The sequence below is a fragment of the Halocatena halophila genome (assembly GCA_027563145.1).
GTDB classification, from domain to species: domain Archaea; phylum Halobacteriota; class Halobacteria; order Halobacteriales; family Haloarculaceae; genus Halocatena; species Halocatena halophila.
Map to the genome: position 1 here is coordinate 2,095,404 of CP071306.1, position 19,189 is coordinate 2,114,592.

Below are 19,189 nucleotides of genomic sequence, written 5' to 3' on the forward strand. Positions count from 1 at the left end.
AAAGTTGTAGGCGAATATTACTTTGGACACCACTCACAGTTTCTCTTACCGACGGTCCAAAATGGCCTACAGTACGGTGATAACGTTCTCGATACTGTCCCAGAGGGAGAAGACTGAAACCCGGAGTTCTACAACGTACCATCGTGATGAAACGGGGTGAACTCGACACCATTGACAAGCAGATCCTCTATCACTTACAGCAAGACGCCCGTGGAACGTCATCGAGTGAAATCGCCGAGGTGCTTGGAGTGTCATCCAGCACGATTCGGACCAGAATAGACAAGCTCGAGCGCAGGGGCGTCATTCGTGGCTATCACGTCGACATCGATTACGATCTTGCGGGCTTTCCCCTCTACACCAAAATCATCTGTACGGCACCGGTTCCAGAACGAGAGGAGCTAGCACATGCGGCGCGTGAGGTCAATGGCGTGACGGCCGTTCGTGAAATCATGACCGGTGAACGGAACGTGTATGTCAACGCGATCGGGACCGATCACGACGATCTCAATCGGATTGGCGAGGCAATTGATTCGCTCGGCCTGCAAATCGTCGACGAACAGCTGATTCGTGACGAGTTCGTCTGTCCGTATTCGGGCTTTTGTACAGTGGACGATTCAAAAGTGTGAGCTTCGCCGCCGTGATCGGTGACCGATCGATCGTGGCGAGTTCGGTCTGTGTCTGCTCCGAGCGCTGACCCACGGCTCACGCCGATTGGATTGTTTTGGCCCTTAGCCAGTTGCACAGTCCAACGGCACCTGACCCTAATGCAAACAGCGAAAACAACTGTTCGCCGTCAATCCAGAGACCGCGATCGAGCGCAAGCGAGCTGACCAGGTGAAAGCAGATCGCAAGGAAGGCTAGCAGATACATCAGCGCTGATGGAAACTGAGTATGTCCGACTGCCCGTTTCAGTTCGAACCCTAGAACCCCACCAATCACCAGATATGAAATTGCTGTCAGTATCTCCATTGTGCTACAGACGTGAGACAGTCTGGGTGAGTTGGTTTTCGATGCGTGTCTGGCCAGTTAGAATCATTACTATTTGAATACAATTGATTTCCTATAATAATGGCTGTTGCCCTCAAGTATGATGGTTGACACAATTTCTCGACACTGTGTTTCCATCAGACAATCGAAGCCGCTCAGCTCGGTGGAATTGGGCAGATTATTGGGACCTGAGTAACTACGCCACGTATGGCCATTCCTGACGCACGTGTGACCGCAGCCAGAGGCAGCTCACGGCCGGATGTTATCACGACCCCGAGGGGTGAGTGAGCAATGGCAGATCTCGTACTCTCCGTTGTGCAGTTGCTCGGTGCGTTCTTTCTGGTCTTTCTGAACGGTTTTTTCGTGGCCGCGGAGTTCGCGTACGTGCGGATTCGATCCTCGGCCGTCGATCAGCTCGTTGAGGAGGGCCGCGCTGGATCGTCGATCCTGCAGGAAGCCGTCGATAATCTCGACGACTATCTCGCGGTTACGCAGCTCGGCATCACGATCGCCTCACTGGGGCTCGGTCGACTCGGTGAGCCAGCGGTTGCATCGCTCATCGAGCCAGTCCTCGATCCAGTGCTGTCACAGGATATGCTCCATCTTGTCGCGTTCGCCATCGGCTTTGGCACGATTACGTTCCTCCACGTGGTCTTTGGTGAGCTCGCCCCGAAGACGATCTCCATCGTGAAACCCGAAAAGATTGCGCTGGTGGTCTCACCGCCGATGAAACTCTTCTATTATCTCTTCATTCCGGGAATCATCGTCTTCAACGGGACGGCAAACCGGTTCACCCGGCTGATCGGCATTCCCCCAGCCTCAGAAACCGATGAGACGCTCACCGAAGAAGAGATTCGGACCGTGTTGACCCGTGCTGGGCGCGAGGGCGAAGTCGACAGGACGGAAGTCGAGATGATCGAACAGGTCTTCACGCTTGATGATACGATCGCGCGTGAAGTGATGGTGCCACGGCCAGATGTCATCACTATCACCGACGATCTCCCACTCAGCGAGTTACACTCGATCATTGTCGACGCGGACCACACCCGATATCCTGTTCTCGACGCCGAGAATACGGATCAGGTCGTCGGATTCGTCGATGTCAAGGACGTGTTGGGGGCGGTTTCATCGGCAGACGACGGCCAGGAGCAACCGGTTGTCGGTGATATCGTCCGTGAGATGCTGATTGTTCCCGAGTCGACACCCATTGCGGATCTCCTCGCACAGTTTCAGCGCGACCGGTCGCAGATGGCCGCCGTGATCGACGAGTGGGGTGTGTTCGAGGGGCTCGTGACGGTAGAGGATATCGTCGAACAGGTCGTTGGCGACATCCGCGATGAGTTCGACGCCGATGAGCCTTCCATCGACGAACTCGACGATGGCTACCGTGTTGATGGCGCAGTCCCCGTTTCTGCGGTCAACGACCGACTGGATGCGTCGTTCGAGAGCGACGAGTTCGATACCATTGGGGGCTTCGTGCTCGATCGGCTCGGACGCGCTCCCGATCTCGGCGACCAGATCACTGTCGATGCGTACGTGCTTTCCGTCGCCGAGATGTCGGGGGCGCGGATTGCGTCCATTCAGATCCACGAGGAGCAATCGCCGTCGGACGGTGGCGATTCGCAGCCGTAACCCCCTTTATTACTGTTCTCTCCACTCCGCTCTGAGCAACCCGTACAACTGCATATCGTGATACTCCCCGCGATACCAGGCCGCTTCCCGTCGTGTTCCCTCGTGTTGGAATCCGAGCGATTCGAGCAAGCCAATGGATGGCTCATTGAAGCTCCCGACTGCGGCTTCGATCCGTCTGTAGTTTTTGTCTTCGAAGGCGTAGGTAATCAGCTGTGTCGCCCCGTCGGAGCCATATCCCTGGCCGTGATACTCCGGAGCGAGCCAGTAGGCCAACTCGACGGTACGCGAGCGAGCAGTCTCGTCTGGACCGTATCTTGATTCTGTGAGCGAGATGATCCCCAGCGGGTCTGAATCCACACAGATGAGACAGTGAACCCCGTCCGGACTGGAAATCACGGTCTCGAAGAACTCCATCACCTGGGTGGAGTTCGTCGGAGACACGTCGAGTGCCGGCCGCCATACTCGGTGATCGTTCATACACCGTTGAATAAAATCGAGATCCTCCGCATCTGCGGGTCGTAGCGTGACGGTCTCTCCACGAAGAAATACTGGTCCTGGCATACAGGTTTGGTTTCCGTGGACGGCCAAAACGCTGGTGGATGTCTGTATGGTAGTATCTACTATTGGATGGTGGACGGTAGGGGGTCCAGCGGTCTCCCTCATCGTCTGAGGAAAGATATTCTCAATCGCAATGGTCGCACCCACCATCGCCGTCTCGTGGCGTCTCCAGAGAACCATCCCGATCCCGATCGGTTCGCACAGCGGTTCCGTCTCGTCCTTGAGGGTGAAAGCACACTCTCCTATCGACAGATCCACGCCGCGATCGGCACCTGGCCCCGAAGCTTCTGGGAGTTTACCGAGAAACCCGACGAACGGTGGGCGTGGAATCACGCGCCGCTCGTGTGGATTCCGAAATGACGCTCGAAAAACTACACCTTCGACGCCCGTAGTGAGATGAAACGTCACTGACTGTGTGGAACGAGCCATCTCGGAACCACCCGAATGAGGACGACCATCCCGGTCAGTTCGACGAGCGTCTGGGTGACGACCACCGCGGGCGTGAGTGCGAATGCCGGGGGCAAGGCAAGCGCGAGCGGTAGCACCACGAGCGAATTGCGCGTCACGGCCGTGAAAACCAGCGCCCGACTCTCGCCCGCATCCATCCGGAACACCCCCGCGGCCAGTCGCCCGAGTAGAGTCATAATACAAAGAAAGGCCACGTACACCGGAATGACGGGCAGTAGCGCGTCAAGCGATTCCCGAACCCGTGGCAGCTGCGAAGCGATGACCACGAACAGTGTTGCACCCAACATCGGCACTGGCAACCATCCCATCGCCTGCTCCCACCGATTGCAGCGGGCCGACCGACCAGCGACAAACTCCGTGACCCAGGCGAGCGTGAGCGGCAGTGCGATCAGGGCACCGAAGGCTTCGATGAACGGACTGGCCTCAATATCCACCGCTATTTGTGGTCCCATGAACAGCCAGAGATATCCCGGCAGCAGCAGTATCTGCACGACCATCAACAGTGGCGTCACCGCTGTGATCTGCTCTGCGTTGCCGTCCGCAAGCGCAGTGAACGTGATGACGTAATCAATACACGGCGTCAACAGCACCATGAACGCGCCGAGGAGCACGGCCGGATGCTGTGGCAAAAAGTGCGAGAGTCCGAACACGACGATGGGAACGACCAGGAAGTTCATCCCGAGTGCTCCCAGCATGAATCGCTTGTCACGGGCTGCTTGTCTGATCCGAACGAACGGAACCTCCAGGAACGTCACGTAGAGCAACACCGCCAGCACGGGAGTGATCGCACGCTCTAAGAATGGACTCGCCGCTGGAGTGCCAAGCCCAACGAGTATCGCCATGAGAACGGCGACGGCCGCCACACCGAGCTGGTTGTGCTCCAGCCACTGTTTCGAGAGCCGTGTCATGGTGTTGGCTTCGAACTGTTGTATCGTCGCCAACCGGTTATCTTGGTCGACTCCAGCATACGAACACTCCACTATCACTCATCCTCACTCACATCATAGGCAGATATTCTCATGCAGTCGTCGAGCGAGGTATCCCATCCAATAGAGTGGGTCGTGTACAAGTGTCTTGTCGAGCATGCTAACGCACACAAGATGTATTGGTGTCGTCACTGTCATGATTGTTGGTGTGATTACTAAACCGAGGAGTGGCAGGAATGTGACTTGCATCATGGCCCAGAGACGGATGTGCAGAACGACGCCGTTCTATGTTGTCCTTGGTCGGAGTATCGAAGTGAACAGCGCACCACACAACCTATAGCCAGGATAGAGCCCACAGGGAGTATGTTCAGTGTGACGCTGAGAGTTCGCTTCCAAGCAACTTGGTAAGAACCTCTATGGGACTGCCTGAGAAGCCTCGACACTTCTCTCGTAGCATGAGAACAGATCATACGACTTGCGACGATACCGTAACCGGATCTGTCTCTGCGGCTCTGTTATATAAAGTATGATATATTTATTGACGACTAGAGAAGACTTGGACACGACCGAACTGAAGGACTGGTCCGAGATAGAGTGGGTGCAGTTTCCCTAACGGAGTGGCCGGCTGGCAGGCTTCCCTGAAAGTTAGCGTGTCGGTTTCTAGTCTAACTGTTCGCCAGTCTCTTCCCAATTTCTGCCGATAATCGCTTTCCGCATTTCCGGAGTCGTCGAAATTTGCTCCTGTAGTTTTTGTTCTCCACGCACGTACTTGATCCAGTAGTACCAAACGCTGTTTGCATCAGGACTATCCATATTCAAATCACGGCGCCGATCTGCCAGCTCATCAAACCAGTGCTGCACATCGTTATCAGAACACGATGGATCCGGCAGTGACACCATTAGGAAATCACGGAATTCGTCGAACAACGCGTGATGGCGATGCGCTGACCTCCGAAATCGTTCCGATCGTCGATCCGGCTTCGCCGTACGCCGATATCCCGTAATTAATGCCATTAACCCCGGTACTATGAACGATATCCACACGGGCCATACGGTCCAGAGTACCTGTGACACCAGCAATAGACTAGCCGCGAACAACACCGTATCGAGGAACTGATTTAACCACCGGTAGAAGTTTGCTGCTAGAAAATGCTGGTTATATGTATGGTTCAATGAATCGGTTTTAATCAATGCACTCTGCTCAATCCTGTCTCGGACCTTCGATGCTTCGTCGTTAGTCATCGATCTACCCCCTCGCCGATAGCCTCATGATACGCCTTGTCCGCCGCGTCAGCATCCCCCTCCCGACGCAGCCGACTGGCACGGCGGACATGCTCCCTTGCCTCTCTCGCCATCTCAATTGCTTCCCGTCGTTCACCGGGATCCATTTCCGCGTCAATCCGTTGATCATACACTGGTTCCCGCGTTCCGTTTGAGATTCGGCGTGGCAATTGTTCAAAGAAGCCTTCCACCAACTCCGTCGTTGACGCATCCTTGTTTGGGTGCGTGCGGACGTAATGGTACGCCATCACCTCCGCATGATAGGAGGATACAGGGGACCCGTTGCTGTCGTTAAATTTCTTCGCAATCCGAGCCACCTTTTGCAGCCGTCCACCCCGCGCTTGGTCAACAGCATCGAACTGGTTCTTGTACTGCCGGGGATTCGTCTTCATCCACGACTGGCCCTCGCTGTACGAGTCCGGAATTACGTAGCCATTCCTGGTCCGGAACGCCGGTGCCACTTCAGCCGTAAAATCGTGGAACTTTACGGCAACCACATTTCGGTCGATACTGACATCGGAGTTTGGATATCGCTTATCTAACGCTCTCCTCACCGCCTGCAGACAGTTTCGTGCCCCGTTCTCGTCCTGTCGCCATTGTCCGTGCTCGCTTTCGTCGAGCACGACCATGATGTCCGTATCCGAGTCTTGATCCAGTGGCCCGACCATAGTCCCCCGCGTATGCGAACCGAACTGATGACTTCCCTCCACTTCCAGCTCCTCATCCAGCACATCATCGAGTCGTTGACGTCGCTCATCGATTAGCTTGCCTTGTCGATCTGTGATTCCGGCCTTATCGGCGTACTCGTCGATCGACGTCTGGTCATCGTCTTGCTCAGCTGCGGACACGTCAACCCCCCTACCGCCACCGTTTGCACCGGTGATACTATATCGCGAGGGGGGCGAAATTCCGCTTCCCATGCTATGTCCACCCCCGAACAGGGAAGTAGGCCTCAAGCGGAGTCTGTCCGATGCTGAGTGCAGACCGAACCCTGGTCGCCCACTGCTCGTATTGCTGCACGGCTACAGCAGTCGGCTCCGAGCCAACGTCGGTGACGCGACGCCAACGCTGTCCGGCAGCACCGGAAACGACGGGGGGAAGCCGTGGCAGCAGGTTCTCTGACTGCAGGCCGATCACTATGATATCGTTTGGCTCGTATTCGATCGCGATCCTTTGAAGGCGTTCCAGCAGTGCTGGGAAACGGTACCCGTACAAGAAGTATTGCGCGCCGTAGTATGCAACCTTGTCTATGTCGTGGGAATCGAAGACCTCGTAACAGATATCACGTTCGTACGGCGACTCACCTTTCACTAGGGGGATGGGTTCGATGTTCTGGTCACGGTACTGTGGGATGACGTTCGCCAGATTCGAAGCATAGTTGTGAACTGTTTCGACACGGAGTGACTGCGGATCATCGTTGTATATCGGAGTGTCGCACGGAATGATGGCGCTGGCGCCATATTCTGTGCCCACAGTGACTTCACGGTCCGCGAACCAGAGTTCAAGATTCTCGTCGTCAAACGTTGATGTAAGAATGATGTCAACCCCGAGTTCGTCCGGTGTCCATTCGTTTTGTTGGAAGCGGTAGACGTACTGCTCGTCGATCATAGCGGTCTTGATAGACGATGTCTGCTGCACCACAGCGACCTGTGAGAGTTTTGGTTCAAGCCGAGGGATGGGACCAGTAACTTCCATCTACTGATCCACCTGCCGGGACGCGAAACGACCAAGAATTGTGGAGTGATGAGCCATCTGCATATGTTTACTCGTGATGTCATTTGCATATACGAGAGGGAGGAAAATGAAAGGCTAGTTAAACAACTGCTTGTGGTATAATATTCTTTCAACTCGAAACGTTTACAGCACAACAATGTAAGTTGTGGTTCATGGCTGATCTCGACGAAATTCTGCAGGATGTGATGGAGTGGGGCCAGTACCACGCGGCGGTGTACCGGACACTGGTCGAACGCGGGGCACTTGAACCGACTGACGTGTCTACGTGGTCGGACGTTCCGCAGGGTCGGGTATACGATATCTTGGACGACCTATTCCGAGAAGGGGCGGTCAAGAAACAGAGCGACTATCCTACAACCTACGTGGCGCAGCACCCTGAGAAGATCATCAACCGAAAAGAAGAGGAATTCGTCGAGAAAGCGACAGATGCCAAACAACGACTGTTCCAGACGTACGAGGTCAATTTCACCGAGGATCTTGGACGGAACCCGGCATGGGTGGTGGCCGGCCGGTCTGGCGTCGTCGATCAGATTCGCGAACAGCTCGAACTAGCAGAATCACGTATCGACGCGCTCGAAACGGAACCCTGGTTCGGAGACGATGATGTTGATCTCATCCAGTCGATCGCGACCGACGGGTGTGATGTCCGGCTTGTCGGCCGATCAGGGACAGAAGATGAACTCGAACCACTTGCCGATTCTGCGGTCAGCGTCCGGCACTCGACAGAGGTAAAAACGTCGTTCTATTTGATTGACGATGACCGAGTAATACTGAATATCGATCGGGGTGACACCGGGATCGTGTTCCGGGATACTACCATAGCAACTATTTTATCTACAGAATTCAAGGATACATTTAATTCAGCGTCAAAGGTGATCACTTCCGATGCATAGCAAACTCCTGCCATTGGCATTAATGTACGCTAACAACGGAAAGTCAATCGAGGGCCGGACACGACTGCAGAAGATGGTGTTTCTCATGCAAAAAGAACTCAAGAAGCCCGATCAGCCGGGAGATTTCGGGAAGGGATACAATTTTATTCCCTATGATTACGGTCCATTCTCCAAGGAACTTTATGACGATCTGGATGTCATGGTTGAGCAGGATTTCGTGGACGATACTGAAGTACCGCTACAGTCGGGAAAAGTAAAATACGTCTATGAAATTAAGAAGGATGGAGAAAAACTGGTGAATTCTGAGGCTGAGAAGTGGGACGACGTAGAAGCGATAATACAGCTAGCGCAAGAGATTAAGCAAGAGTACAATAATATGCTGCTTTCAGAACTTATTGAATTCGTGTATTCTGAGTATCCAGATTACGCCGAACGTAGTGTCTATTGAGCTTATTAGATATAATATCAAATACAATCAATGTCAATAATTGTATAGGGGGGATGTGTTATCATTATATATGGGTGAAATTATTCTGGGTTCTGGAGATCTTGATCTCCAGGATGATGATGACCAGAGACCCTATCAGGACGGTTGCGTTTTTCCAGTCCAGCCCGGCAAACAGCATTGCAACGATCATCACGGGAACCAGTGCACCGGCGGCGAGCGGTTCAAGCCGCCCGATGAGAAAGAGCACAATCGCCAGCACCTGAATCGAGCCCGCAATAACGACCATCAGTCCCGGAAGGGGAATGCCAAGCGCGTCGAAAAGCGAAACGGAGCGCTCGTACGTGAGTGCCTTGCTCATCGCTGGCTTCAGAAGGATCGCGATGAGTCCGAGCCGAAGTCCAAGACTGAGCAACCGAATGATTGTCTGCTGAGATTCCTCACTGCGATTGTTGTCATCCATACTGAATCGTAGTGTTGCCACCGAATAAGCCTCAGCGACGGCCACACTGATGCACTGCGAGCACCCTGATGGGATTAATAATACTAATGGGATCAACTATGTGTACCGCCTAAGGATTGCTGTCCGCATAACAACGTGCTCATGGCTCCCCAGCATCTACAGCCCCTAACGAATGCACAGCGCAACCGAAGACGAGGGGTGTGTGGCGGCGTGGTGTGCGGATGACGAATGGTGTTCAGTGACGTGTACGGCCCATCTCATCGGGCGAAAGTGGCATCCGGTCATCGTGCATCGACTGCTTGAGAACGGGCCGCTCGGATTCAGCGCCCTCAACGATGAAATCGAGAGGATCTCCAGCACGATGCTCTCGAACAGTCTCGAAGATCTTGAGGAAAAGGAGCTGGTCAACCGGGCGATTATCAACGAGAAACCGTTCCGCGTCGAGTATTCACTCACCGAGCAGGGCGCTGCACTTGAACCCGTGATCGAGGCCATGGCCGCCTGGGGAGAGGGCTATCTTCGCGCCTGAATGATCTAGGGACATCCAAAATAGCCCCTGACTGTGGTCTGTTGCTGTGAGGAGACCAGTTCACAATAGCCGTATATATCAATCATATTTTATTTACGATTGTCTAATTGTGGATGGCATCTTCAGTCCAGCTGTGCCAACCCAACAGTCCAACCCACTCGATCGGAGCAGACGGGAATTCCTTCGCGATGCAATCACGACGGTCTCAATCGCCGGCGTAGCTGGCACAGGACTCGCCAGTGGAGCGCACCCCCAGGGACGCGGACCAACCGGTGGGGATCCGTTCACGCTTGGTGTGGCGTCGGGTGATCCGCTGCCGGAGTCAGTCGTACTCTGGACACGACTCGCGACCGATCCGCTCGAACCGGACGGCGGACTGGGTGAGAACCAGTATCCGGTCCGATGGACGATTTCGACCGACGAAACGCTAACAAACGTCGTTGGAAGTGGAACGACGCAAGCCCGTCCCGAGTATGGGCACTCGATCCACATCGACGTGCGCGGGCTTGCTCCGAACACGGAGTACTACTACCAGTTCGCGGTTGGTCCTCACCGTAGTCCAATCGGGCGGACGAAGACAGCACCGGCTCCCGACGAGTCGGTCGATGCGTTTTCATTTGCGTTCGCCTCGTGTCAGCACTATCCGACCGGGTACTACACCGCACACGCGCATCTCGCCGAAGAGGAGCTTGATCTCGCGATCCACCTCGGCGATTACATCTACGAGGGTGGCAATGATGGCTCGCTGGATCGAGCGCACGAACCATCACACGAGATCGAAACGCTGGACGACTACCGCGTGCGGGAAGCCCAGTACAAAACGGATCCCGATCTGCAGGCCGCACACGCCTCTTGTCCGTGGGTCGTCACCTGGGACGACCACGAAGTGGAAAACAACTACGCCGATGCGATTTCTGAGAACGACGATCCGACGGATGCGTTCTTAGCGCGGCGGGCGAACGCCTACCAGGCGTACTTCGAACACCAGCCGCTGCGACCATCACGAATCCCTGATGGTCCGAATCTCCCGCTGTATCGCCGGCTCTCCTTTGGTGGTCTGCTTGATCTGCATGTGCTCGACACCCGCCAGTATCGTGACGATCAGGTGTATTCGGAGAATGAGGCTGGAGATCCGGATCGCACGCTGCTCGGTGACGAACAGGAGCAGTGGTTGCTAGCGGGGCTGGAGGGATCGACTGCACAGTGGAACGTGCTCGCCAATCAGGTACCGTTCGCCGCAACTGATGAGAATCCGAATCCGGACGTCCAGGAGTTTGGTGGCGGCGATAAGTGGGACGGATACCGGGCTGACCGCCAGTCGCTGTTGGATGTCATGGCCGCTGATTCTGCGCTGAATCCCGTCGTCATCACCGGTGATGTCCATCGGAACTATGCGTACGATCTGAAAGCCGACTTCACCGACCCAGAGTCTCCAATCGTCGGCACGGAGTACATCTGCACGTCGATCTCATCGTTCGGCGATGGAAGCGGGATGACGAGCTACGGGTCGTCGGTTGGTGAACCCTGGCAGCGGTTCTACAACGACGAACGGGGCTACGTCCGCTGTACGATCACTGAAGAGGAGTTCCGGACGGACTATCGCGTCGTTTCCACGGTTGAGGCACCGACCGCAGACGTCACGACCCGGGCGACGTTTACGACGGCCGCCGGTAACCCTGGTGCGAGGCTCGCATCCGAACATCCGTCTGGGACAGCGATCGAAATCACCGACGTGAATCCCGATCAGAACGGCGATCTCACCAACGAGTACGTCGAACTCCAGAACACTGGCAGCGACTCGATCGATCTGGCGGGATTTCAGGTCAGTTTCGAGGGTGGGTACAGCCAGTTCTACACCTTCGACGAGCTCGTTCTTGAACCGGGGTCTACGGTTACCGTCCACAACGGAACCGGCGAGGAGACGGATGCGACGCGATTCGCCGATTTTGGTGGCCCGGTGTTGAACAACAGCACGCCCGACGTGGTCGTCGTTGCGTCCCCTGACGGGATCGTTCTCGATGAAGCGTCGTATTCGCCGGTCTAAGCTATCAGTTTCTGGTTTGGGGTGCGAAATCTGATTGCGAGTTTGATTGCTCGGACGTGGTATGACCGTATGTGATCATGATAGTCTGGTAAAGATTGAATAGGCAATACCAATAATCTATATTTGTGATTGATACTGCCCTCCTCTGGATCGCTTTGACAGCAACTGCGAGTGTTTTTGGCGCGTGTGTATTCTTCATTTACTACCGTAAAACGGGCAACGCAGACCTGCTTGCCGTTGCATGGGTGTTCGTCGGAATAGCTGGGAGTATCGAAATCAGCATGGCAAATGGATACTTGCCAGAAAATGAGTTTTTCAATGGACTCGTTGCTGGCTGTCTGGGTGTTGCAGTTGTCGTAGGGATTGTGGGTGTCCGACGATCGGGGACCGGGTTTCAGCTGTGGAACGACGATGTTAGATAGAATTTGATTCCACGCACGCATCGATCATGCCTCTCGCCATGGGGTCTCTGTATAACGCTTTTACTCTACTTTCGCAATCGGATTCTCGTTGGATATCTCCACTAGAACATCTCTCTGTGGTTGTGGATTTCAATACCGTCAATTCGTTCGAATCCGCTGTCAGCAGTAACGAGTGGAGCATTGAGCGAACGCGCAACGCCTGCGATCATCATATCAGGATGTTGTATTCGTTGTCCTTTCTCTTCTAGTTCGTCTCTAATGCGCACACTCAGGTGCGTGTGATGGCGTGTAGTCAATTCTGTCAATCCATGGCAAGTCGTCATCGATCAAAACGGGATTTCGTCCAAGTTTCACTGCTTCATGATACAGTTCGTAGAATCCAACAGACGTGAGGACGAAACTTTCGTCTGGATGGGCAAGCCGATACTCTTTCGCCACGAATTGGCCACGAAGAAAATCTGCACAAAAGCTACTATCGAGGACTTTCACGATTCCGTCTCAAAATCATTGTCCATCTCCTGCTTGACTTCATTGACCGATTCGTCGATAGCTGTATCACTCCACGCGCCGAATCCCGCTAGCGTATCATCGTCTGTCAATTCGCGCTCGATGACTGCATCGAAGCTTTCATCCCCCGTTTGCGGGCACGTAGTCTTCGCCACGTCTTTTCCGAAACACGAATTGTTTTATTGGCCATGTACACAGCAATATATACGTTACGTAACTTTCGATGTTTCGCCAGCCACCGGCGTTCTGCAGACACCAACACACAGTTCACCGACACGGTCAACCGTCGTTCGAGACTCCCAATAGCCCACTCGACTGGATCGGCCGATTTTTAATCGATTTGCTCCAACAACTTTGTATGAGCGAGTTCGACCCGGAGAAATTCGAGGAGAAATACGTCCACTACTTTCCTGAGCTCCAGGAGGCGTATAAGCGCGCGTTCGAGACGATGAATGAGGCGTACGATTCGGGACTGATTCACGCGATCGACCAGCAAGTGCTCAACGAGTCCGAACCGTTCTACGACGAGGGGACGTTCACGATCGAACTACCCGAGTCACCGGCCGACCGCGTGACTGGCGTCGTCGTCGATGAAGAAAAACTTGAGGCCGTCCTCGATCGCTACGTCACCGAACTACAGACCGAACTCCGCGGGGTCTTCGATCTTGAGGAGACGGCGAACTAGTCGCTGGTGGAAAGCCCTAAGCCTCCCGAGACAAAAGATACCTCCATGAGCACCGAAACGAAGCGGTCGGACGACGAGCTCCGGGAGGAAGTCACGAACTTCCTGCGTCGGAACTTCCCGCAGATTCAGATGCACGGCGGGAGTGCAGCGATCCAGTATCTCGACGCCGAGAGCGGCGAGGTAACGGTTGCGCTCGGCGGTGCCTGCAGCGGCTGTGGCATTTCGCCAATGACGATCCAGGCTATCAAAAGCCGAATGGTCGCCGAAATCCCAGAGATCACTACGGTCAACGCCGAAGCTGGTGGCATGGGCGGCGGGATGGGCGATGGCTCACCGTCGTTCCCGGGCGAGATGACCAGCGATGAGGACACCGACGAAGGCCCACAGGCCCCGTTCTAACGGTCTCGAAGACCGCGTTCGCGCTCGAATGAACGTACCAGCGCCGCCAGCGTCGTGTTCACTGGCGTGTCGTCGTACTCGGCAACGACGCCGTTGATCGCATCAATCTCGGTCCGTTTTTGCGCACGCATATCCTGGCGCATCGAGGAATCGTTTGCAGCTGTCGCGTCGATAACCCGCTCGAGAGCCTCGACTGCGGCCGATTCTGTGAGCGCAATGTCGTTGTGCTGTGCAACGCGGGCCGCCTCGCGGGCCCCGGCCACGGCAATCTCATGTCCTGGGCCTGCTGACAGCCCACCGTTTTGAATCCTGGCCAGCGCTGTCACCGCATTGATCCCGGCATTAACCGCAAGTTTCTCCCAGAGCCGACGTGGCATGTCCTCGACAACCGAACAGTTCAGCCCAGCCGCCTCGAATGCCGCGCCCACGCGCTCCGCTGGAGCCATAATCTCACCGTCTGGCGATCCAAGCTGAATCTCGCCGATTCCGGTGCACCGAACGACGCCCGGATCGAGCGTTGCGCCGTACGTTGCCGTTCCCGCAAGCACTGTGGGATGCTGTTCGGCAAGCACTGCTTCGTTGCCGACACCGTTCTGCAGCGAACACACCACATCCGGACGACAGAGAGTGAGCTCACGCGCCGCAGTTTCCGTATCAAACGCCTTGACCGTCACGATGGCACAGTCGGGCGAAAGCGATTCATCTACCGCTGTCATGGCCGACGGCGACACCGTCTCCGAAATTTTTCCCTCAATCTGCAACCCACCGCGCTTGATCGCAGAAACGTGCGGTTCGCGACCGATCAACGTCACGTCGTGCGCTCTGGCGAGCAATCCTCCGATGAGCGTCCCCAGACTCCCAGCACCGAACACACAGAACTCCATAGCGATCGTTTTTGAACGATCGTAGTATGCCTGCCGATTGAATCGAGCACTCTAACGATGACTAATTTTATTGGAAGGTATTGGTGGCTGTATTTTCTCTTATTTTCTATTGAGTGAGGTTCTAAAACCATCGAATAGTGGGTAGCTATCGATCGCTGTGGTCATACCTACCACACCACCGTTATGTAAAGCCAGATCTTATTCGACACCGTATGCCGGAATGCCAGAACTGTGGTGCGTTCGTGACCCGAGCGTACGCACGCGTGTTCACTCCAATTGGCGTCCAGAATCCCCGTGTCTGTCCCAACTGTGAGGACAAAATCCGGGACGGAGCGAGCGTCCGGAAGGCACGCTCTACCCGTCGTACCTAGTCGAGGACGCTCATCGCTCGATCGAAGACCTCCTCTGCTCGCGATGGTGTGCTGGCTTCTGCGGTGACGCGAACGAGTGGCTGTGTTCCACTGGCCCTGATGAGAAACCACCCGTCACCCAGATCCACCCGGACACCATCGAGCGTTGTAACGTTTTTATCATCGAACGCCGCCCGAACGCCCTCGCGAACGGCGTCCATGGTGGCTTCTTTGTCGTCGGTTTCGACGTTACTGCGGCGGATCGCATACGGTTCGAACGCAGAGAGCCGCGCTTTGAGCGGTTGTTTTGTCGCAAGTTCGACCAGCCGCAAGGCTGCGAGTGGCCCATCCGGACACCGGGTCTGTTCTGGCCAGATCCACGCACCACTCGGTTCGCCCCCGAACGGAACACCCTCACCGACCGCCGCCGCGACGTAGACGTCACCGACCGGCGTGTACTCCACGTCAACGTCATTTTCGGCGAGGAAATCGGCGACCGCCATGCTGGTGTCGACGGGAACGGCTATTGCGTCGTCTGGCTCGGTTGCCTCAGCAGCAAGGATTGCCAGCAGTGCGTCTTTCGGAATGAACTTCCCGGAGCCATCAACGGCCAGCATTCGGTCTGCGTCACCGTCGTGGGCGATGCCGAGATCGGCATCTGTTGTCCCCACGAGTTCGCTGAGTGATGCGAGCGATTCAGCAGTGGGCTCGCTCTCGCGACCGGGGAACCGCCCATCGGGCTGTCCATTGATCGTCTCGACGTGACAGCCGAGTTCGATCAGCGCATCAACCGTAACACCGCCCGCGCCGTTACCAAGATCGACAATGACGTGTGGGGTCTCGTCGGCGGGCAATTCGACGGCGTTGATGAGCGCTTCGCGGTGGCGATCGGTCGCAGACCGCTGGACGAGCGAGCCAACGTTTTTTGCAGAGGCGAGTTCTGTGCTGAGATCGTCTTCGAGCCTGGTTTCGATCGTCGATCGCCGCGTTTCGTCGAACGCCTGGCCACCGGGCTGCCAGAGTTTCAGTCCGTTGTCGGGGGCGGGATTGTGTGATGCCGTGATCGAACAGCCAGCATCGCAGTCGTACCAGTCGACGGCGCGTCCAACAGTCGGCGTCGCCGCCAGTGAGAGATCGACCACGTCAGCACCAACCTCGCGCACGCCAGCGGTGAACGCGTCTTTCAACAGCTTACCGCTCTCGCGAGAATCTCGCCCAACGACGATGCGATCCGCATCAAGGCCAACCGCGCGACCGACCGCCAGTGCGAGACTGGCGGTGACTGTCTCCCCGACCGGACCGCGAATGCCACTCGTACCGAACATGCTCGTGTGTCCCACTCCGGTCGGTAAAAACAACACCGTTTGGCCACCGGCTGTCGGATGGGTTTTTGGCGTCGATCGCCAATCGACGGGTATGAAAGCAGCTGATGGGAGCGAACCCCAAAAGCGACGAGCCGGTGAACGAGCAGCCACAGCCGTCGAAGACGGTATGGTTGTTGGGCTTGGAACTGGCAGCACGGCTGCGTACGCCATTCGAGCGCTCGGGGAGGCCGTCGCTGATGGGCTCTCTATCACGGGAATTCCGACGTCGTATCAGTCTCGAGCGCTCGCTCGCTCTGTGGGGATCGAACTGACCACACTGGAAACTGATCTGCCAGACATTGCGATCGATGGCGCAGATCAGCTCCGTCTGCGCGATGGCTGTTGCATCAAAGGTGGTGGCGGGGCACACACACGCGAGAAAATCGTCGATTCGGCTGCTGACCGCTGTCTCATCGTCGTTGACGAGACGAAACTCGCGACGACCCTTGATCATCCGGTGGCCATCGAACTGCTCGAAGCTGGTTGGCCCACCGTGCAGTCCTCGCTCGAAGCACTCGGAGGATCGGTGACTCTCCGTGAGGCCACTCGAAAAGACGGGCCAGTGATCTCAGACAACGGCAATCTCATCGCCGATTGTACCGGCCTTGACGATCCAGCATCGCTTGCCGAGAGAATTGGCTCACTCGCAGGCATCGTCGATCACGGTATTTTCGTCGATATAGCCGATGCAGTGTACGTCGGTACCGAGAGCGACGTAACTATCCATCAGGTCAACAAATAAAATCGGAGTGTTACGGTGCAGTACCGTCTAATGGTCGGCCTTACAGGTCGCGCGGCTGGACCGTCTTCCGATCGTTTTCTTTCGCACGACGGGAGGCATCTTCGAGCAGCTCCTGGACCTCACCATCGAGCGCATCGTAGAAGTCCGATGCAACATTCATCTCGTTGAGTGCGTCCTTTACGGCGGCTTTGACGATTAGATCTGCCATACAGGACCCCCTTCTCGCACTTCCTTTATAAACTTTCTCAAATAAAAAGCCTCTCCCCGGTGATGACGGCATTTTCTAAACATCTTTAGCATGAATTAAATATTGTTTCGATAGGTGTATTGGATAAACTATCGGCGAGTCGATGGACAGGTGTGTCCTGAACACAGAGCGCGGGTATGCGCGAGCTACTGGAGTCGCTCGCTGCGGGCGAGCGAACGGTTGAGGAAGTTGAGGCGGCGATCGCGGGGTATGCGACCGGCGAAGCCGGACGGTTCGATGCAGCACGTGATCGGCGGACTGGCGTTCCGGAGGCAATTCTGGGCGCTGGGAAGACCCCCGAGGAGGTTGCGTCGCTGGCGTCGGTTGCACTCGAGACCACCGGGCGGGCGCTTTGCACCCGTGTGACAGAGGCGATGGTTGCGGCCGTCGAACGGACGATTGCCGACGCGTATCCGGATGTGTCGGTCGAACACGACCACCGTTCGAAGACGCTCGTCGTCAAGCAACCCTCATTTTCACAGCCGGAGCTTACGGCGTCGGTTGGTATCGTCACGGCAGGGACCTCTGATGGCGGTCCGGCGGGTGAAGCCGCGGTGATCGCTCGGGAAATGGGGGCGGCGGTCCAACGAATCGACGACGTGGGCGTCGCGTGTGTGACACGAACGATCGATCAGCTGGATCGAATGCTTGAACAGGACGTTCTCGTGGTCGCTGCCGGTCGCGAAGGTGCTCTCCCAACCGTCATTGCTGGCCTCGTCGACGTTCCCCTGATTGGCCTTCCCGTTTCGAACGGCTACGGATTTGGTGGCGATGGACGGGCTGCGCTCAGCGGTATGTGCCAGTCGTGTACGCCAATCACGCTCGTCAACATAGACAATGGCTTTGCTGCCGGTGCACAGGCCGGGCTCATCTGTCGTGCGATCGACCGATCTGCAGAAAAATAACTTGTACTTTTATTGTATTCTCTTCTGTGAACTATCGAAATAACGAGGATATATAGGTGTTGAATATCAAAAGGGTACTGCTGACACACACCGTGTCGGTGTAACAATGGCCAAGTGCGACCACTGCGGCGCGCATGTTTCCGGACGCTTTGCCCGCGTCTTTGCAGACGAGACGGGGACGATACTCGCTTGCCCAAACTGTTCGGCGAACGCGGGAATAGCAGAAGTGTCACGGACTCGCGCCGGACACATCCGATAACGCTACCATCGAACCGCCGTTCGAGCGTGATTGAACTCCGCGGGTAACGCCGTGGACGTAATTCGTATTTTGTTTCTTGCTTGGGCCCAGTGGCGTTTGTTTGCGGTGGGCCCCTGCCATTCCACGTCGTGTGTTGACAATACGCTCGTCCCGTTTCACCAGTCCAATGTCTTATCTCAATTCGGTCCGTTCGGCCGGACGTGCACTATGTTTACGTGATTCGGTGTGGTGATGGATCGTTGTACACCGGCTACACGGTCGACGTTGAGCGCCGGTTGTCCGAACACCGGGCAGGAACGGGTGCGAAATACACCCGGGGCCGCGGACCGCTCACACTCGTGCACACCGAATCGTTTGAGAGCCGGTCGGCTGCCCAGCAGCGCGAGCACACAATCAAGCAGCTTTCGAAAGCAAAGAAAGAAGCGCTCGTTGGCTGACGGGGGGTTTTTATTTGAGCCGTCGCCA

The 19,189-nt window shown here is 55.8% G+C and carries 27 protein-coding genes; 15 read left to right on the top strand and 12 right to left on the bottom strand.

Annotated elements, in window-relative coordinates; all coding sequences use genetic code 11:
• Nucleotides 1–146: 146 nt before the first annotated feature.
• A complete protein-coding gene (locus JXQ78_RS11145) occupies nucleotides 147–626 on the top strand; it encodes an Lrp/AsnC family transcriptional regulator (RefSeq protein WP_330630838.1) in 480 nt (159 codons plus the stop codon).
• A 76-nt stretch (nucleotides 627–702) separates the two neighbouring features.
• Here JXQ78_RS11145 and JXQ78_RS11150 read toward each other — a convergent pair whose 3' ends face one another.
• A complete protein-coding gene (locus JXQ78_RS11150; RefSeq protein WP_330630839.1) occupies nucleotides 703–969 on the bottom strand; it encodes a hypothetical protein in 267 nt (88 codons plus the stop codon).
• Nucleotides 970–1,278: 309 nt separating this feature from the next.
• Here JXQ78_RS11150 and JXQ78_RS11155 point away from each other — a divergent pair, with 309 nt between their 5' ends.
• Entirely contained in the window at nucleotides 1,279–2,619 is a 1,341-nt protein-coding gene (locus JXQ78_RS11155; protein WP_330630840.1) for a hemolysin family protein, read from the top strand.
• Nucleotides 2,620–2,628: 9 nt separating this feature from the next.
• On the opposite strand, the gene JXQ78_RS11160 is transcribed toward JXQ78_RS11155, so the two are convergent.
• Nucleotides 2,629–3,180, bottom strand: coding sequence for a GNAT family N-acetyltransferase (locus JXQ78_RS11160; protein ID WP_330630841.1), 552 nt, complete (start codon nucleotides 3,178–3,180; stop codon nucleotides 2,629–2,631).
• Nucleotides 3,181–3,336: 156 nt separating this feature from the next.
• On the opposite strand from JXQ78_RS11160, the gene JXQ78_RS11165 reads away from it, so the two are divergent.
• Complete coding sequence (locus JXQ78_RS11165) at nucleotides 3,337–3,537, top strand: hypothetical protein (protein ID WP_330630842.1); 201 nt, start codon at nucleotides 3,337–3,339, stop codon at nucleotides 3,535–3,537.
• Nucleotides 3,538–3,581: 44 nt separating this feature from the next.
• On the opposite strand, the gene JXQ78_RS11170 is transcribed toward JXQ78_RS11165, so the two are convergent.
• The 4 genes from JXQ78_RS11170 to JXQ78_RS11185 form a co-directional block, all read right to left on the bottom strand.
• Nucleotides 3,582–4,553 (bottom strand): arsenic resistance protein, encoded by a 972-nt coding sequence (locus JXQ78_RS11170; RefSeq protein ID WP_330630843.1) that lies wholly within the window; start codon nucleotides 4,551–4,553, stop codon nucleotides 3,582–3,584.
• Nucleotides 4,554–5,231: 678 nt separating this feature from the next.
• Complete coding sequence (locus tag JXQ78_RS11175) at nucleotides 5,232–5,813, bottom strand: hypothetical protein (protein WP_330630844.1); 582 nt, start codon at nucleotides 5,811–5,813, stop codon at nucleotides 5,232–5,234.
• Nucleotides 5,810–6,772, bottom strand: a complete 963-nt coding sequence (locus JXQ78_RS11180; protein WP_330630845.1) for a CBASS oligonucleotide cyclase — start codon at nucleotides 6,770–6,772, stop codon at nucleotides 5,810–5,812. Before JXQ78_RS11180 ends, JXQ78_RS11175 begins: the two co-directional genes overlap by 4 nt.
• Nucleotide 6,773: 1 nt before the next feature.
• Nucleotides 6,774–7,460 carry a hypothetical protein gene (locus JXQ78_RS11185; protein ID WP_330630846.1) on the bottom strand — a complete coding sequence of 229 codons (687 nt, stop codon included), beginning with the start codon at nucleotides 7,458–7,460 and terminating at the stop codon, nucleotides 6,774–6,776.
• 278 nt (nucleotides 7,461–7,738) lie between these two features.
• On the opposite strand from JXQ78_RS11185, the gene JXQ78_RS11190 reads away from it, so the two are divergent.
• Both JXQ78_RS11190 and JXQ78_RS11195 read left to right on the top strand, forming a co-directional pair.
• Complete coding sequence (locus tag JXQ78_RS11190; RefSeq protein WP_330630847.1) at nucleotides 7,739–8,479, top strand: TrmB family transcriptional regulator; 741 nt, start codon at nucleotides 7,739–7,741, stop codon at nucleotides 8,477–8,479.
• Nucleotides 8,480–8,564: 85 nt separating this feature from the next.
• Nucleotides 8,565–8,927, top strand: coding sequence for a hypothetical protein (locus JXQ78_RS11195; RefSeq protein WP_330630848.1), 363 nt, complete (start codon nucleotides 8,565–8,567; stop codon nucleotides 8,925–8,927).
• Nucleotides 8,928–8,991: 64 nt separating this feature from the next.
• Here JXQ78_RS11195 and JXQ78_RS11200 read toward each other — a convergent pair whose 3' ends face one another.
• Nucleotides 8,992–9,387, bottom strand: coding sequence for a DoxX family protein (locus JXQ78_RS11200; RefSeq protein WP_330630849.1), 396 nt, complete (start codon nucleotides 9,385–9,387; stop codon nucleotides 8,992–8,994).
• A 172-nt stretch (nucleotides 9,388–9,559) separates the two neighbouring features.
• On the opposite strand from JXQ78_RS11200, the gene JXQ78_RS11205 reads away from it, so the two are divergent.
• From JXQ78_RS11205 to JXQ78_RS11215, 3 genes are all read left to right on the top strand, one after another.
• Complete coding sequence (locus tag JXQ78_RS11205) at nucleotides 9,560–9,916, top strand: winged helix-turn-helix transcriptional regulator (RefSeq protein ID WP_330630850.1); 357 nt, start codon at nucleotides 9,560–9,562, stop codon at nucleotides 9,914–9,916.
• A 133-nt stretch (nucleotides 9,917–10,049) separates the two neighbouring features.
• Nucleotides 10,050–11,960 (top strand): alkaline phosphatase D family protein, encoded by a 1,911-nt coding sequence (locus tag JXQ78_RS11210; RefSeq protein WP_330630851.1) that lies wholly within the window; start codon nucleotides 10,050–10,052, stop codon nucleotides 11,958–11,960.
• Between the two features lie 125 nt (nucleotides 11,961–12,085).
• Complete coding sequence (locus JXQ78_RS11215) at nucleotides 12,086–12,382, top strand: hypothetical protein (RefSeq protein ID WP_330630852.1); 297 nt, start codon at nucleotides 12,086–12,088, stop codon at nucleotides 12,380–12,382.
• 101 nt (nucleotides 12,383–12,483) lie between these two features.
• On the opposite strand, the gene JXQ78_RS19050 is transcribed toward JXQ78_RS11215, so the two are convergent.
• Both JXQ78_RS19050 and JXQ78_RS11220 read right to left on the bottom strand, forming a co-directional pair.
• Nucleotides 12,484–12,705 carry a PIN domain-containing protein gene (locus JXQ78_RS19050; protein ID WP_407934020.1) on the bottom strand — a complete coding sequence of 74 codons (222 nt, stop codon included), beginning with the start codon at nucleotides 12,703–12,705 and terminating at the stop codon, nucleotides 12,484–12,486.
• A gap of 162 nt (nucleotides 12,706–12,867) precedes the next feature.
• Nucleotides 12,868–13,044 (bottom strand): hypothetical protein, encoded by a 177-nt coding sequence (locus tag JXQ78_RS11220; RefSeq protein ID WP_330630853.1) that lies wholly within the window; start codon nucleotides 13,042–13,044, stop codon nucleotides 12,868–12,870.
• 203 nt (nucleotides 13,045–13,247) lie between these two features.
• Between JXQ78_RS11220 and JXQ78_RS11225 the strand changes: the two genes are divergently transcribed.
• Nucleotides 13,248–13,574 carry a DUF5783 family protein gene (locus tag JXQ78_RS11225; protein ID WP_330630854.1) on the top strand — a complete coding sequence of 109 codons (327 nt, stop codon included), beginning with the start codon at nucleotides 13,248–13,250 and terminating at the stop codon, nucleotides 13,572–13,574.
• A gap of 45 nt (nucleotides 13,575–13,619) precedes the next feature.
• Nucleotides 13,620–13,973 (top strand): NifU family protein, encoded by a 354-nt coding sequence (locus JXQ78_RS11230; RefSeq protein ID WP_330630855.1) that lies wholly within the window; start codon nucleotides 13,620–13,622, stop codon nucleotides 13,971–13,973.
• Here JXQ78_RS11230 and JXQ78_RS11235 read toward each other — a convergent pair.
• On the bottom strand, nucleotides 13,970–14,857 hold the full coding sequence (locus tag JXQ78_RS11235) for a ketopantoate reductase family protein (RefSeq protein ID WP_330630856.1): 888 nt from the start codon (nucleotides 14,855–14,857) through the stop codon (nucleotides 13,970–13,972). The genes JXQ78_RS11230 and JXQ78_RS11235 overlap by 4 nt on opposite strands.
• A gap of 212 nt (nucleotides 14,858–15,069) precedes the next feature.
• On the opposite strand from JXQ78_RS11235, the gene JXQ78_RS11240 reads away from it, so the two are divergent.
• Complete coding sequence (locus JXQ78_RS11240; protein ID WP_330630857.1) at nucleotides 15,070–15,228, top strand: DUF7563 family protein; 159 nt, start codon at nucleotides 15,070–15,072, stop codon at nucleotides 15,226–15,228.
• Here JXQ78_RS11240 and glmM read toward each other — a convergent pair.
• Complete coding sequence (glmM, locus tag JXQ78_RS11245; RefSeq protein ID WP_330630858.1) at nucleotides 15,225–16,532, bottom strand: phosphoglucosamine mutase; 1,308 nt, start codon at nucleotides 16,530–16,532, stop codon at nucleotides 15,225–15,227. The genes JXQ78_RS11240 and glmM overlap by 4 nt on opposite strands.
• A 91-nt stretch (nucleotides 16,533–16,623) precedes the next feature.
• On the opposite strand from glmM, the gene rpiA reads away from it, so the two are divergent.
• The gene (rpiA, locus tag JXQ78_RS11250; protein WP_330630859.1) at nucleotides 16,624–17,313 is read left to right on the top strand and encodes a ribose-5-phosphate isomerase RpiA; all 690 of its coding nucleotides are present in this window, start codon (nucleotides 16,624–16,626) and stop codon (nucleotides 17,311–17,313) included.
• A gap of 40 nt (nucleotides 17,314–17,353) precedes the next feature.
• Here rpiA and JXQ78_RS11255 read toward each other — a convergent pair whose 3' ends face one another.
• Nucleotides 17,354–17,521, bottom strand: a complete 168-nt coding sequence (locus tag JXQ78_RS11255; protein ID WP_330630860.1) for a DUF1931 domain-containing protein — start codon at nucleotides 17,519–17,521, stop codon at nucleotides 17,354–17,356.
• Nucleotides 17,522–17,697: 176 nt separating this feature from the next.
• Between JXQ78_RS11255 and larB the strand changes: the two genes are divergently transcribed.
• From larB to JXQ78_RS11265, 3 genes are all read left to right on the top strand, one after another.
• On the top strand, nucleotides 17,698–18,465 hold the full coding sequence (gene larB / locus JXQ78_RS11260; protein WP_330630861.1) for a nickel pincer cofactor biosynthesis protein LarB: 768 nt from the start codon (nucleotides 17,698–17,700) through the stop codon (nucleotides 18,463–18,465).
• A gap of 106 nt (nucleotides 18,466–18,571) precedes the next feature.
• On the top strand, nucleotides 18,572–18,724 hold the full coding sequence (locus JXQ78_RS19185; RefSeq protein ID WP_456237570.1) for a DUF7563 family protein: 153 nt from the start codon (nucleotides 18,572–18,574) through the stop codon (nucleotides 18,722–18,724).
• A 200-nt stretch (nucleotides 18,725–18,924) separates the two neighbouring features.
• Nucleotides 18,925–19,161, top strand: a complete 237-nt coding sequence (locus tag JXQ78_RS11265) for a GIY-YIG nuclease family protein (RefSeq protein WP_330630862.1) — start codon at nucleotides 18,925–18,927, stop codon at nucleotides 19,159–19,161.
• Nucleotides 19,162–19,189 lie beyond the last annotated feature (28 nt).

What these genes read in the sequence shown, in the direction of transcription:
- JXQ78_RS11145 (WP_330630838.1), top strand. Translation starts at nt 147, where the DNA reads ATGAAACGGGGTGAACTCGACACCATTGACAAGCAGATCCTCTATCAC.
- JXQ78_RS11150 (WP_330630839.1), bottom strand. Translation starts at nt 969, where the DNA reads ATGGAGATACTGACAGCAATTTCATATCTGGTGATTGGTGGGGTTCTA.
- JXQ78_RS11155 (WP_330630840.1), top strand. Translation starts at nt 1,279, where the DNA reads ATGGCAGATCTCGTACTCTCCGTTGTGCAGTTGCTCGGTGCGTTCTTT.
- JXQ78_RS11160 (WP_330630841.1), bottom strand. Translation starts at nt 3,180, where the DNA reads ATGCCAGGACCAGTATTTCTTCGTGGAGAGACCGTCACGCTACGACCC.
- JXQ78_RS11170 (WP_330630843.1), bottom strand. Translation starts at nt 4,553, where the DNA reads ATGACACGGCTCTCGAAACAGTGGCTGGAGCACAACCAGCTCGGTGTG.
- JXQ78_RS11175 (WP_330630844.1), bottom strand. Translation starts at nt 5,813, where the DNA reads ATGACTAACGACGAAGCATCGAAGGTCCGAGACAGGATTGAGCAGAGT.
- JXQ78_RS11180 (WP_330630845.1), bottom strand. Translation starts at nt 6,772, where the DNA reads ATGGGAAGCGGAATTTCGCCCCCCTCGCGATATAGTATCACCGGTGCA.
- JXQ78_RS11185 (WP_330630846.1), bottom strand. Translation starts at nt 7,460, where the DNA reads ATGATCGACGAGCAGTACGTCTACCGCTTCCAACAAAACGAATGGACA.
- JXQ78_RS11190 (WP_330630847.1), top strand. Translation starts at nt 7,739, where the DNA reads ATGGCTGATCTCGACGAAATTCTGCAGGATGTGATGGAGTGGGGCCAG.
- JXQ78_RS11195 (WP_330630848.1), top strand. Translation starts at nt 8,565, where the DNA reads ATGCAAAAAGAACTCAAGAAGCCCGATCAGCCGGGAGATTTCGGGAAG.
- JXQ78_RS11200 (WP_330630849.1), bottom strand. Translation starts at nt 9,387, where the DNA reads ATGGATGACAACAATCGCAGTGAGGAATCTCAGCAGACAATCATTCGG.
- JXQ78_RS11205 (WP_330630850.1), top strand. Translation starts at nt 9,560, where the DNA reads ATGCACAGCGCAACCGAAGACGAGGGGTGTGTGGCGGCGTGGTGTGCG.
- JXQ78_RS19050 (WP_407934020.1), bottom strand. Translation starts at nt 12,705, where the DNA reads ATGACGACTTGCCATGGATTGACAGAATTGACTACACGCCATCACACG.
- JXQ78_RS11225 (WP_330630854.1), top strand. Translation starts at nt 13,248, where the DNA reads ATGAGCGAGTTCGACCCGGAGAAATTCGAGGAGAAATACGTCCACTAC.
- JXQ78_RS11230 (WP_330630855.1), top strand. Translation starts at nt 13,620, where the DNA reads ATGAGCACCGAAACGAAGCGGTCGGACGACGAGCTCCGGGAGGAAGTC.
- JXQ78_RS11235 (WP_330630856.1), bottom strand. Translation starts at nt 14,857, where the DNA reads ATGGAGTTCTGTGTGTTCGGTGCTGGGAGTCTGGGGACGCTCATCGGA.
- JXQ78_RS11240 (WP_330630857.1), top strand. Translation starts at nt 15,070, where the DNA reads ATGCCGGAATGCCAGAACTGTGGTGCGTTCGTGACCCGAGCGTACGCA.
- glmM (WP_330630858.1), bottom strand. Translation starts at nt 16,532, where the DNA reads ATGTTCGGTACGAGTGGCATTCGCGGTCCGGTCGGGGAGACAGTCACC.
- rpiA (WP_330630859.1), top strand. Translation starts at nt 16,624, where the DNA reads ATGAAAGCAGCTGATGGGAGCGAACCCCAAAAGCGACGAGCCGGTGAA.
- JXQ78_RS11255 (WP_330630860.1), bottom strand. Translation starts at nt 17,521, where the DNA reads ATGGCAGATCTAATCGTCAAAGCCGCCGTAAAGGACGCACTCAACGAG.
- larB (WP_330630861.1), top strand. Translation starts at nt 17,698, where the DNA reads ATGCGCGAGCTACTGGAGTCGCTCGCTGCGGGCGAGCGAACGGTTGAG.
- JXQ78_RS19185 (WP_456237570.1), top strand. Translation starts at nt 18,572, where the DNA reads ATGGCCAAGTGCGACCACTGCGGCGCGCATGTTTCCGGACGCTTTGCC.